Here is an 11,956-nt window from a genome sequence, read left to right on the forward strand (position 1 = left end):
CCGGGGGTTTTCTTATGATGGTTCATCCGTGTCCTTTTCTTTTTCGATGACTTTCAATCCATTTTCCCCTGAACTTTCAATCACATGTTTAAGGATGGATAGTTTGTTATCCCAAAATTGATCGTAAAAAGAAAGCCACTGTTTCAATTCCGCTAAAGGTTCTGGCTGAAGCCGAAAGCGTTTCTCTCTTCCTACCTTCCGGCCACTGACCAATTCAGCTTCAGAAAGGATATGAAGATGCTTGGCAATCGCTGTACGGCTCATGGAAAAGTGAGAAGTGATTTCTGAAATGGGTAAATCCCCTTCAGCAAGCAATTGCAGGACCTTTCTGCGGGTTGGGTCGGCGATAGCCTGAAATACATCATGCTTTTCTGCTGCAGACACTTAGCCCTCAACAGCCTTTTTAAGTTTTTGATTAACGATCTGTTCCCAGCCGTGATCCATTCTATCGCGAATGACTGAGCTTTTTTCGTTCGGTTTCGGAAGAATCGTTTCGGGCTCTTTCCAACCACCATGAATAAGGGTGAACTCCGTTTTGCCATCCAGTTCTTTTAAAATGAACGAAATGAACCAACCGTCCGTATCCCAACTGAATGAAAGCAGATGAGGAGCATCTAACTCCATTACCTTACAAGGAGATGGACCAAAAGGTGATTGCACATGGAACTCATGTCCCACTTTCGGTTGAAAATCATTTGGCATGAACCATGCAGCTATGCCCTCGGCAGTCGAAACTGTATCCCAAACTTTTTGGATAGGTGCTTCAAGAATGACCGTCTTCTTGATATCCTGTAATGTATGCTGATTTTCCATACTGATTCTCCTTTTTAATTAAAGATATGAAACCAATTGGTTTCGCTTTGTTGATTATATAAAACCTTTTGGTTTCATGTCAATAATTTGTTTCAAGCGATTCCTTTTTATTCATTGCAGGCTGCTTAATTACCCAACTCTTCAATTTGTTTTGCCAATCCTGTTATATTATCGATTGATTTCATTATCTCTGAATCTTCCAATGCCTTAGGGTCAATTTGGCCATTTTCAATATTATTCAGATATAATTCAATTCCATCTGAAAGCTGTTGATTTGAGCTGACGATCTTTTCATGGATGCCTTCAGCGATTTGGGGTGGTTCAGTTGCATTGAATTCTTCAATCTCCGTTTTCATCAATTCCAGTTCTTTTTCAAGGTTTGCTCTTGCTTCGTCATTCGTGACGGCGTCTTGTGACAATGCGGGCACCTCATTGGCAAAATCCTTAACGGTATTTACATACTCCGTCGCATCATCTGCATACTCCAATGATGAATTGACTTCTCCCAAAAGCGAGCATCCGCTTAAGGTAAGGATGGAAAGTACAGCAATGGTCATTATTTTTTTCATATGGGCCTCCAATGTAATTTATTTATAGTAATGATCAAATGGGAAGAAATCTCTTTTTGTAAATCGCTGCAATGGAATTCAGTATGAAGCCAGGGATCTTCTTCGGGAAAAATGACTTCGAATAGAAAAGGTGAAATGCACTTTTCAAGTCGTGCCACTGATTGCAGGATTTCACTTGCTTAAACCTTGCAACGTCAATGATCTTCACCTTTTTTTCGGAAGTGATGAAGATGTTTCGTAAATGGATATCCGAAGGATTCAATCCCTCTTTCCTTGCCAATTGCAGAGCATGGTCTATCTCCGCGATGTTTTCTTCCGTTATCGGGATTCCCAATGTTAAACATTCAAAAAGAGTGTTGCCTTCAATGTGATCTATAACCAGGTAATTTACCCCCGCATCATATAGGGTTGGATAGTATTCGATGGATTGGACGGTTTTGTATATTTCAGCTTCAACTTTAGCTGTGTGAGTATGATCCGGGAAAAACACTTTTAGTGCTTCATTGGTGGAATGTATTCGGAATACATATGCGCTTCGGCCTTTTCCGATTAGTGATAAAGATGGGTCGGCATCAAGCAATATATGCTTTTTATCATCGGAAATCTTCACGCTTTGAGCTAATTCATTATAGTTCGGCATACTTTTCACCTCTATTGTGCAATTTTTTCGAATCAAAAAAGACGGTATAACCGATTATTGGTTATACCGTCTTTTAAAAATTAAAAGACCTCACCAAATAATCGGCAAGGTCTTGCAAACAACTAAAATCAGTTGCCAATAAAGCCGAGGATTCAATCCTGTACTGACGACTTTATTGTATAGCTACTCCCCTTAACAGAAGAATTCTTATAAGTTATATACAGTAATTATATAGGTTATTGCCTCGATCCGTCAAATATAGGGATCGTGTGCTCACCCTTTATGTATATTCGGTAAATGCAGAAAGATGCTCGTCTCATAAGCATTAATTTGAGCGCTAAGTAATTATATCAATATACTTTATTTTTATTATTAGCTTGTCGCGTAAGTTTCATTGCAAATATTTCTATTTAATTACTTAAATGTCTATTAGTTTACTAATATGCTACAATCTCCTTTTTCTCCCTATAGATCTAAAGGGATATGATAAATTTTAGATTAATGAGTATAAATACCTATATTATTATACTGGTTTTAACCGATATTTAAATAAATGTTAAAAATATAATTCCTTAGTAGGGAGAATGAGATGAAGAAATTAATTATACCAACTTTCTGTTTTGCAGTGTTGTCTACAGTTGCTTTCGAAGAAAAAATATCTGCAGCTCCACTACATGCTGAACAGGCCAATATTGAAGATGTCATGTTTGTACATGTAAATTCCGGTTCGCTCAATATGCGAAAAAACGGGTCGGAAGGTGCAAGCATAGTTGGAAAGCTGGCAAATCGCACACAGGTGACGGTCTATTCGGAATCCAAAGGCTGGGCGAAGATCAAAGCCAACGGAAAAGATGGATATGTCAGTACCAAGTATTTATCGGCAACAAAGCCAGGGACTTTAACGAACACTGCAGTAACCGTTAAAACGACAACAAAATATGTGAATGTGAGCACAGGTTCACTTAATATGCGAAAAAGCGGTAGTGATAGTGCCGGCATAGTCGCGAAGCTGACAGGGGGCACACAGGTGACGGTCTATTCGGAATCCAAAGGCTGGGTGAAGATCAAAGCCAATGGAAAAGAAGGATATGTCAGTGCGAAGTATCTATCGACAACGAAGCCTGGAACGGTAACGAAAGCTGCGGCAGCGGTTAAAACGACAACGAAATATGTGAATGTGAGCACGGGTTCACTCAATATGCGAAAAAGCGGGAAAGCTACCGCAAGCATAGTCGCCATACTTTCAAAAGGAACGAAAGTGACGGTCTATTCGGAATCCAATGGCTGGGCGAAAGTCAAAGCCATTGGAAAGGACGGATATGTCAACACCAAATATCTATCTGATTCAAAGCCAGGATCGGGATCAACGGCTGTCACACCTGAAAAAATGACGACAAAATATGTAAACGTAAGCTCCGGAACGCTCAATATGAGAAAAAGCGGATCGGAAAGCGCCAGCATAGTCGCGATGCTTTCAAAAGGGACGGAAGTGACGGTCTATTCGGAATCCAATGGCTGGGCGAAAGTCAAAGCCAATGGAAAGGACGGCCATGTCAGTGCCAAATATCTATCGACAACAAAACCAGGAACGGAATCAACGGCCGTCACGCTTGAAAAAACGACGACGAAATATGTAAATGTCAGCTCTGGAACGCTCAATATGAGAAAGAGCGGGTCGGAAAGCGCCAGCATAGACGCAAAGCTGTCAAAAGGAACGGAAGTGACGGTGTATTCGGTATCCAAAGGTTGGGCGAAAATCAAGGCTAATGGGAAGGATGGGTATGTCAACACAAAATATCTATCTGATTCAAAGCCAGGAGCGGGATCAACGGCCGTCACGCCTGAAAAAACGACGACGAAATATGTAAATGTCAGCTCGGGTTCTCTGAATATGAGGAATAAGCCGTCAGAGAGTGCTTCCGTCATTGTTAAATTGGCAAGGGGTGTAGAGGTAGAAGTCATCTCGGAATCAAATGGCTGGTCAAAAGTTAAAGCATATGGCGGAGAAGGCTATATCAGTACGCAATATCTATCAGCAACGAAGCCTGGTTCTTTACCGGGGCTGAATCCGGACGAAGAAAAAAACACGGTAGTTAAATATGTTAATGTGAATGATGGCTCCAGTCTGAATATGCGGTCTTCTGCATCAGCTTCCGCTTCAATTATAGCCAAGCTTGTAAATAATACGGCCGTAACGGTGTATTCAGAGTCTAATGGTTGGTCAAGAGTCACGGCCAATGGAAAAACGGGATATGTCAGTTCACAATATTTAACGGTCAAAGCACCGGAAGGTCCAGGAAGTTCGAATGGATCGATAATCAGGATCGATAAAGAGTATAATCTTACGATGGAAAAAATGGTCGAAATTCAAATGGCCTTAAATGGGCAAACGGATAAAAAGTATAAAACCTACATACGTGAAGATGGGCTAACTTTAATCAATTCAACAAAAGGTACGGTAAAAGGAACCGGTTGGCGTGTCAGGGGCGGAGCTGGATCTAATTATTGGGTAGTCGGTCCCGTCAGCAATTATCAATCCATGAATATTAAATCCAAAGTAAAGGGCTCTGACGGATACTATTGGTATGAGGTGGACTATAACAAGACATGGGTGAATGCCAGTACGGAAGATTTAGAATATAATCTCAACCCAAGTAATTTTGTGAATGATCCAATCAATTCATTCCAATTCGTCAAGCTCTCCCAAGTCACCAACATGAACGTTTCCGAGGTGAATGATAGAATCCTTTCAGGTAAAGGGATTTTACAAGGCCAAGCTGCAACCTTCACTGCGGCAGGGGAAAAATACGGGGTCAATGAAATCTACCTGATTTCACATGCTTTGCTGGAGACTGGGAATGGCACTTCACCGTTAGCGACTGGCGTTAAGGTGAACGGGAAAACGGTCTATAATATGTATGGAGTGGGAGCCTTTGACGGTACGGCGTTAAGCAGCGGCGCTCAATACGCCTATAATGCAGGCTGGTTCACACCGGAAGCGGCCATCATTGGCGGTGCCGAATTCATCGCCAAAGGATATATCTCTGCTGGACAGGACACGCTTTACAAGATGCGATGGAATCCTACAGCTGCAGAGAAATATGGATATGCTTCACACCAGTATGCAACTGATATTGGCTGGGCAACAAAACAAGTGAAACAGATTTATAATTTGTATAGTTTATTAGATTCCTATAAATTGGCGGTTGAAGTTCCTAAGTACAAATGATAAAACGGCAAAAAACACATGAGTCCGACTCATGTGTTCAGACTGTAGACAAACTCGATGAAAATCGAGTTTGTCTATTTTTATGGCTTGTACAATTTGGACGTTGATTTCCACTCCAGGCACTCGCTTTCCGCGGGCGGTCGGGGAGCCTCCTCGGCTTTCGCCTGCGGGGTCTCCCCTAGACGCGCTTTTCCCGCAGGAGTCTCGTACCTTCCGTTCCAATCAACTTTGTCTTACCTTTTAGATAGAACACTTTTGCCTGGAGTCATTTTTGTTTTAAAATAGAAGTATTAAAACTTGAGGTGATGAGGATGCTTTCTAAACATGATTCTATTCAGCGAGATCAACTTGAAATGATTACTTTAGATCAACTGGTGCCACCGAACCATTTGGTTCGTAAAATGGAGGCTGCCATTGACTTCACTTTCATTTATGACTTGGTGAAAGATATGTATTCAGAGGTAGGACGCCCAAGTATTGATCCAGTTATTTTAGTTAAACTGACTTTCATTCAATATACCTTCGGTATTCGTTCCATGCGTAAAACGATTGAAGAAGTTGAAACCAATATGGCTTACCGTTGGTTCTTAGGCTATGGTTTCCATGATAAAGTACCTCATTTCTCTACGTTCGGGAAAAATTATGAGCGACGCTTTAAAGATACAGACCTATTTGAACAGATTTTCTATCGCATTTTAATGACAGCTGCTAATAAAAAGTTAATAAGTGCTGAACACGTTTTCGTGGATTCCACACATGTGAAAGCCAGTGCGAATAAACGGAAATTTGAAAAGAAAATCGTTCGTAAAGAAACACGAGCGTATCAAGGACGTCTTCAAGAAGAAATCAATCAAGATCGTGAAAACCATGAAAAAAAGCCTTTTCCACCAGATAAATTTGATAAAGAAGAGACCAAAGAGATTAAAGAAAGTACAACGGATTCTGAGAGTGGCTACTATGTGAAAGATGAACGAACAAAACAGTTTGCCTATTCATTCCACGCGGCCGCAGACCGCAACGGTTTTGTATTGGGAACGATTGTAACACCTGGAAATACACATGACAGTCAGATCTTAGAGCCACTAGTTGAACAAGTGATTGAGAAAGTTGGAAAACCGGAAGCCGTTGCCGCAGATGCAGCTTATAAAACACCAGCGATTACAAGCTACCTATTTAACAAAGAAATCATACCGGCTTTACCTTATACACGTCCTCGCACCAAAGAAGGATTTTTCCGCAAACAGGACTATGTATACGATGAACATTTTGATTGTTACCTGTGCCCTTCGGGCGAAACTTTAAAGTACTCAACAACAAATAAAGAGGGCTATCGCGAGTACAAATCGCCAAAACAAATTTGTACAACATGCTCATTTTTATCTCGGTGTACAGAAAGCAAAGACTGTCAAAAAGTGGTGACACGGCATATCTGGAAAACACATGTGGAAGAAGCAGATCATCTGCGTCATCATCAAGATGTAAAACCTATATATGCAAAACGTAAAGAAACGATTGAGCGTGTATTCGCAGATGCAAAAGAAAAGCATGGTATGCGTTGGACTACTTTAAGGGGACTTAAAAAATTGTCGATGCAGGCGATGCTTACTTTCGCTGCCATTAATTTAAAGAAGATGGCCAATTGGACATGGCGAGGTCCAAAAATGGCCTAACATAGTGGGCTCGTAGAGCCCCAATCTCTTAACTTTAGGCGAAAATTCAAAGGGAATTTCAAAAGGGGTTCAGAATTTTTTAATTCCGAACCCCTTTTGTCTACAAACTGAACACATGAGTCCGACTCATGTGTTTTTTTTGCTATTTAGTTTTATCCTTTTCCAGAATACCCCTAACGACATCCTCGATCGTCACGACTCCCAATGCTTTTTCCAAGGCAAGTTCAGCAACTGAAAAGATGGGTTCTATTGTATCTTGTATATTTCTTCCAACAGTGCATGCTGGATTAGGGTTTTCATGGATTCCAAATAATTCTTTATCGGAGACAACGTTAACAGCCTGATAAACATCGAGCAAAGTAATATCCGATAAGTCCTTGGCCAATGTCGCTCCGGCGATACCCGGCCGAACGTTCACTAAACCTGCATTCTTCAGCATGCCGGTGATTTTTCTGATTAAGGCCGGGTTGGTGTTTACACTTTTTGCTATAAAATCAGAAGTGTTAACGCCTTCTTTGTTTATTTCTAAAAGAGATAATATATGGATTCCTACGGAAAAGCGGGTACTGATGGACATCTCTTTTTTCTCTCCTTTAAAATCTCTATTCTTATATAGTATAAATTATTTAACATGTAATTCAAGTGGTTACAAGTTATAATGGCCTGCAAGAATAATATTTATCCATTAAACGTTTCCTTGTCAAGTAACGCCGTTTTTGCAAGAGCAAAAATAAAAGGTATGTGTAATTGACAAACCATCATGATGAAACTTATATTATTACGTGTAAATGAATCAGTTACAGGTGAACAGGTGCAGGAAGGGGGAACTGAAATCGGCCGCTATGGCTGGAGAAGGAATATCGACACAACTACAAGTGATGGAGGTATATGATGGCTAATAAAAAAAAGGGTAATCAAAAACAATCTTCTGCATTCACGTTTTGGATCATAGGGTTAATTGCTGTAATCATTATTGGCTTTATATTTTTGGCAAATGGGAAGGACGAAGATACAGCCGTTAATGAAATCGATTATAAATCACAGCCTTATTTGGGAGAAAAATCGGCTCCTGTCCAAATAGTGGAATTTGGAGATTATAAATGTCCAGTCTGCAAGACATTCGAGGAACAATTCTTTCCTTCTATACAAAGTGAATTGATTGATACAGGAAAAGCGCAATTTTATTTCATGAATTATTCGTTCATTAACGTCGATTCAACCAGATCCGCTAAATTTGCGGAAAGCGTTTATCAGGAATTGGGGAATGATACCTTTTGGAAATTTCATGAGCTGTTGTATGATAAGCAGCCAGATGACCCGAAATATGAAAAGGAAGATGTCTTTACGGACAAATTCCTAGAAGAAACATTGAAAGAAATCACAAATGACAAAGATGTGAAAAAGGTCGTTTCCTCTTTTAAAGCCGATAAGTCCGAGGACCAATGGAACAAGGATATGGATTCGGCTGACGAATTGGGTGTTTCTGGAACTCCTTCCTTATTTGTCAATGGCAAGAAGTTTGAAGGAAATACAATTGATGATTTAGTGAAAATGGTTGATGATGCAGCGAAGGAGAAATAGTGATGAACAAGCCACTATTATTTTCCTGGATCCTGTCCATCATGGCCACTGCTGGAAGTCTCTACTTTAGTGAGATCCTCCATTATGTACCCTGTACCTTTTGTTGGTATCAAAGGATCTTGATGTACCCGCTCGTTATTTTATTGGGCCGGGCCTTTTATGAGCAAGACCTGAAAATTTATCGATACATCCTCCCACTATCGATTTTGGGCATGTTGGTGTCAGGGTATCACTATAGTCTGCAAAAAATTCCAGCCCTACAGCATTTCGAAATGTGTCAAAGCGGTGTACCTTGCTCAGGTGAGTATATAAATTGGCTAGGATTCATCACGATCCCGTTTTTGGCCTTTATCGCTTTTACTCTCATCACTATCTGCATGGGACTGCTGATGAAAAAGAAAATCAGCATGTAATTAAGCGCACCATTCTAAAAGGAATGGTGCTTTTTTTATATATACCGACGAAAAACAGGATATATCTCCGAAATCTGCAATATATCGACGAAAAACAGGGGTATATCTTCGAAACTTGCAATATATCGACGAAAATATAGGATATTCTCCGAAACTTGCAATATATCGACGAAAAACAGGATATATCTCCGAAATCTGCAATATACCGACGAAAAACAGGGGTATATCTCCGAAATCTGCAATATATCGACGAAAATTAGGATATAACTCCGAAATCTGCAATATATTGACGAAAAACAGGATATATCTCCGAAATCTGCAATATATCGACGAAAAACAGGGGGATATCTCCGAAACTTGCAATATATCGACGAAAATTAGGATATAACTCCAACGAAACACCTCTAAATAATAAAGTTGACAAATGGGTACCTGTAACTTATATTATTACATGTAAGTAATTAAGTTACAATAAAAGTTTCAAAAACAATATATAGGAGGAATTTAAAATGAGAATCGGTATTATTGGTGCGAGCGGAAAAGCTGGAAGTCTGATTTTAAAGGAAGCATTGACTAGGGGACATGAAGTAACGGCCATTGTCAGGGATGAAGCTAAAGTCCAAATTCAAGGAGCATCCGTACTGGAAAAAGACGTATTCGATCTGAAAGCAGAAGATATTAAAGAATTTGATGTGGTAGTGAATGCCTTTGGCGCTGCTCCAGGGAAAGAACATCTGCATGTCGAGGCAGGAAGAATCTTGATCGATGCAATGAAAGGGGCTCCTCAAACTAAACTGATCGTTGTTGGCGGAGCTGGAAGCCTTTTCGTTGACGAGGCAAAAACGATCCGTGTACTGGATACGCCTGAGTTCCCTAAAGAATACTTTGCAACAGCCTTTAATCAATCCAAGAACCTTGGAGATCTACAAAATGCAACTGGCATCCAATGGACGTTCATCAGTCCTTCCGCCTTCTTTGATCCGCAAGGAAATAGAACAGGTGGGTATAAACTGGGGAAAGACAACCTTCTTGTAAACTCAAAGGGTGAAAGCTATGTAAGCTATGCTGATTTTGCCCTTGCAGTACTTGATGAAATTGAAAACCCGCAGCACATTAACCAACGCTTTACCGTTGTTGCCGAAGCTGAATAATTTGTAAGGTTTTAGTGGACGTCGCTCCTGGTGGTGACGTCATTTTTTTTGCTCCATTTAAATTCCATCCCCAGGATTTTTGTCAAAAATAATATAGCAAGAAAGTCCTGTGAACGGCTTTTTTTATTAATGATAACTGTTGGTTTTTGGTTAAAATACATAGATTCCCCACAAGAAACGAAGAAAGAAGGACTAGGCGAAGATGGATTGGAAATGTTCTTACGGCTCATGTGGGATTTTCGCAGCCCCTGATAATGAAATGAAATCATTACTTAACGAGATGCAAGATGATGAAAAAAATATAGAAGATGCGTTTTATAAGAACTTGGAATTCGGCACAGGCGGTATACGCGGGGAAATTGGGGCAGGTACCAATCGGATGAATCTAAAGGCGCCGGGCAGATTCAAGGGATACTGAATCAGTTCCGTGAGGCTCCTCCAAAGCAAATTGCCGGAAAAGCTGTAACGATGCAGGAGGATTATCAAAGCGGTGTGAAGCTGACGGTGGGCACCAATAAGGAAGAAGAGAAGTCATTTATTTACCTAAATCAAATGTAATTAAGTACTTCCTTGAAGATGGCACACGGGTATGATTGCGGCCATCTGGTACAGAACCTAAAATCAAATTCTATTTCGGGATCCAAGGTGAATCGATGGAAGAAGCCGAGCTGAAATTTTTGAAGCAGGTCATGAATGCTTTCATGGAAAATATTAATGAGATGATCAACGGTGCTAAATGAATAAGTCTTTGGACCTATCAGTCATATAATTAAGAAAAATAAGGCCTTTTCCTGAAATATCGGGGAAAGGCCTTATATTTTCAAGAAGAAAGCGGGATATTGAGTTGGGTGAAAGTTTCAATTATGGATGCGTTTACAATTGGAGGATATTTTTTCCGTTAATATATTTACAAAAAACGAGTCTATGTTACTATAAAAAGGAGGAATAAGTAAAATTTGTAGTTTTATCTTAATATGAGGGAGTTACAAGAATGAAAAAAGTTAAAAAGGCCATTATACCTGCAGCGGGATTGGGAACTAGATTTTTGCCCGCAACGAAGGCGATGCCTAAAGAAATGCTGCCAATAGTGGATAAACCAACCATTCAATATATTATAGAAGAAGCCGTGAGAGCGGGAATTGAAGATATAATCATTGTCACGGGAAAGAATAAACGAGCGATAGAAGATCATTTTGATAATGCATACGAACTAGAGAATAACCTGAGGGATAAAGGGAAATTCGATTTATTGGAGAAGGTGCAATACCCATCCAATTTAGCCAATATCCACTACATTAGGCAAAAAGAACCGAGAGGTCTCGGACATGCTGTTTGGTGTGCACGTAACTTTATTGGTGATGAGCCTTTTGCTGTCCTTTTAGGCGATGATATCGTAGAAAGCGATGTGCCCTCCCTACGTCAATTAATCAACGAATATGATGCGACAGGTTCGTCCATCATTGGAGTGCAGCCGGTAAATGAGAACGAAACACATAGATACGGCATCATTGACCCGCTTACGCAAGAAGGCAGAAGATACGAAGTGAACCGTTTCGTTGAAAAACCAAAACAAGGAACGGCACCATCCAATCTGGCCATAATGGGAAGATACATACTGACTCCGGAAATATTCGATTTCCTAGCCAAGCAGGAAACAGGGGCTGGCGGTGAAATCCAGTTAACGGATGCCATCCAAAAACTGAATGAAATCCAAAAAGTCTTCGCTTACGATTTTGAAGGAAAACGCTATGATGTCGGTGTTGTCGATGGCTTTGTGAAAACGACAATTGAATTTGCCCTGCAACGTCCAGATTTAAGAGACGACATTATAAAAGTAATGGAAAATATCCTCGAACTGCACAAGGCAGTGGACAAATAAACTTTTACTGC

The 11,956-nt window shown here is 40.3% G+C and carries 13 protein-coding genes; 8 read left to right on the plus strand and 5 right to left on the minus strand.

Annotated elements, in window-relative coordinates; all coding sequences use genetic code 11:
• Nucleotides 1–12 precede the first annotated feature (12 nt).
• From QFZ73_RS14945 to QFZ73_RS14960, 4 genes are all read right to left on the minus strand, one after another.
• On the minus strand, nt 13–384 hold the full coding sequence (locus tag QFZ73_RS14945; protein ID WP_251432498.1) for an ArsR/SmtB family transcription factor: 372 nt from the start codon (nt 382–384) through the stop codon (nt 13–15).
• Nucleotides 385–813: an SRPBCC family protein gene (locus QFZ73_RS14950; protein ID WP_251432496.1), complete on the minus strand. Its 429-nt coding sequence runs from the start codon at nt 811–813 to the stop codon at nt 385–387.
• Between the two features lie 125 nt (nt 814–938).
• On the minus strand, nt 939–1,382 hold the full coding sequence (locus tag QFZ73_RS14955; protein WP_251432494.1) for a DUF6376 family protein: 444 nt from the start codon (nt 1,380–1,382) through the stop codon (nt 939–941).
• Nucleotides 1,383–1,416: 34 nt separating this feature from the next.
• A complete protein-coding gene (locus QFZ73_RS14960; RefSeq protein WP_251432491.1) occupies nt 1,417–2,022 on the minus strand; it encodes a protein kinase family protein in 606 nt (201 codons plus the stop codon).
• A 589-nt stretch (nt 2,023–2,611) separates the two neighbouring features.
• Between QFZ73_RS14960 and QFZ73_RS14965 the strand changes: the two genes are divergently transcribed.
• Together QFZ73_RS14965 and QFZ73_RS14970 are read left to right on the plus strand one after the other, a co-directional pair.
• Entirely contained in the window at nt 2,612–5,251 is a 2,640-nt protein-coding gene (locus tag QFZ73_RS14965) for an SH3 domain-containing protein (protein WP_307267523.1), read from the plus strand.
• Nucleotides 5,252–5,562: 311 nt separating this feature from the next.
• Nucleotides 5,563–6,921, plus strand: coding sequence for an IS1182 family transposase (locus QFZ73_RS14970; protein ID WP_307267527.1), 1,359 nt, complete (start codon nt 5,563–5,565; stop codon nt 6,919–6,921).
• Between the two features lie 142 nt (nt 6,922–7,063).
• On the opposite strand, the gene QFZ73_RS14975 is transcribed toward QFZ73_RS14970, so the two are convergent.
• The gene (locus tag QFZ73_RS14975; protein ID WP_251432483.1) at nt 7,064–7,498 is read right to left on the minus strand and encodes an Rrf2 family transcriptional regulator; all 435 of its coding nucleotides are present in this window, start codon (nt 7,496–7,498) and stop codon (nt 7,064–7,066) included.
• A gap of 183 nt (nt 7,499–7,681) precedes the next feature.
• Here QFZ73_RS14975 and QFZ73_RS14980 point away from each other — a divergent pair, with 183 nt between their 5' ends.
• The 6 genes from QFZ73_RS14980 (at nt 7,682) to galU (ending at nt 11,945) form a co-directional block, all read left to right on the plus strand.
• On the plus strand, nt 7,682–7,813 hold the full coding sequence (locus QFZ73_RS14980; RefSeq protein WP_307267534.1) for a hypothetical protein: 132 nt from the start codon (nt 7,682–7,684) through the stop codon (nt 7,811–7,813).
• Nucleotides 7,813–8,502, plus strand: coding sequence for a DsbA family protein (locus QFZ73_RS14985; protein WP_307267537.1), 690 nt, complete (start codon nt 7,813–7,815; stop codon nt 8,500–8,502). The genes QFZ73_RS14980 and QFZ73_RS14985 overlap by 1 nt, the downstream gene beginning before the upstream one ends.
• A gap of 2 nt (nt 8,503–8,504) precedes the next feature.
• Nucleotides 8,505–8,915, plus strand: coding sequence for a disulfide oxidoreductase (locus QFZ73_RS14990; protein ID WP_307267538.1), 411 nt, complete (start codon nt 8,505–8,507; stop codon nt 8,913–8,915).
• Between the two features lie 509 nt (nt 8,916–9,424).
• Nucleotides 9,425–10,066: an NAD(P)-dependent oxidoreductase gene (locus tag QFZ73_RS14995; protein WP_251432475.1), complete on the plus strand. Its 642-nt coding sequence runs from the start codon at nt 9,425–9,427 to the stop codon at nt 10,064–10,066.
• Nucleotides 10,067–10,268: 202 nt separating this feature from the next.
• Complete coding sequence (locus QFZ73_RS15000; RefSeq protein WP_307267544.1) at nt 10,269–10,484, plus strand: hypothetical protein; 216 nt, start codon at nt 10,269–10,271, stop codon at nt 10,482–10,484.
• A gap of 573 nt (nt 10,485–11,057) precedes the next feature.
• The gene (gene galU, locus QFZ73_RS15005; RefSeq protein ID WP_307267547.1) at nt 11,058–11,945 is read left to right on the plus strand and encodes a UTP--glucose-1-phosphate uridylyltransferase GalU; all 888 of its coding nucleotides are present in this window, start codon (nt 11,058–11,060) and stop codon (nt 11,943–11,945) included.
• The last annotated feature ends 11 nt before the right edge of the window (nt 11,946–11,956 follow it).

The organism is Peribacillus sp. V2I11 (assembly GCF_030817135.1).
GTDB classification, from domain to species: Bacteria; Bacillota; Bacilli; order Bacillales; family DSM-1321; genus Peribacillus; species Peribacillus simplex.

Excerpts from the sequence above, each read along its gene's own strand:
- QFZ73_RS14985 (WP_307267537.1), top strand. The coding sequence starts at position 7,813 with ATGGCTAATAAAAAAAAGGGTAATCAAAAACAATCTTCTGCATTCACG.
- QFZ73_RS15000 (WP_307267544.1), top strand. The coding sequence starts at position 10,269 with ATGGATTGGAAATGTTCTTACGGCTCATGTGGGATTTTCGCAGCCCCT.
- QFZ73_RS14990 (WP_307267538.1), top strand. The coding sequence starts at position 8,505 with ATGAACAAGCCACTATTATTTTCCTGGATCCTGTCCATCATGGCCACT.
- QFZ73_RS14950 (WP_251432496.1), bottom strand. The coding sequence starts at position 813 with ATGGAAAATCAGCATACATTACAGGATATCAAGAAGACGGTCATTCTT.
- QFZ73_RS14980 (WP_307267534.1), top strand. The coding sequence starts at position 7,682 with ATGATGAAACTTATATTATTACGTGTAAATGAATCAGTTACAGGTGAA.
- galU (WP_307267547.1), top strand. The coding sequence starts at position 11,058 with ATGAAAAAAGTTAAAAAGGCCATTATACCTGCAGCGGGATTGGGAACT.
- QFZ73_RS14995 (WP_251432475.1), top strand. The coding sequence starts at position 9,425 with ATGAGAATCGGTATTATTGGTGCGAGCGGAAAAGCTGGAAGTCTGATT.
- QFZ73_RS14970 (WP_307267527.1), top strand. The coding sequence starts at position 5,563 with ATGCTTTCTAAACATGATTCTATTCAGCGAGATCAACTTGAAATGATT.
- QFZ73_RS14960 (WP_251432491.1), bottom strand. The coding sequence starts at position 2,022 with ATGCCGAACTATAATGAATTAGCTCAAAGCGTGAAGATTTCCGATGAT.
- QFZ73_RS14965 (WP_307267523.1), top strand. The coding sequence starts at position 2,612 with ATGAAGAAATTAATTATACCAACTTTCTGTTTTGCAGTGTTGTCTACA.
- QFZ73_RS14955 (WP_251432494.1), bottom strand. The coding sequence starts at position 1,382 with ATGAAAAAAATAATGACCATTGCTGTACTTTCCATCCTTACCTTAAGC.
- QFZ73_RS14975 (WP_251432483.1), bottom strand. The coding sequence starts at position 7,498 with ATGTCCATCAGTACCCGCTTTTCCGTAGGAATCCATATATTATCTCTT.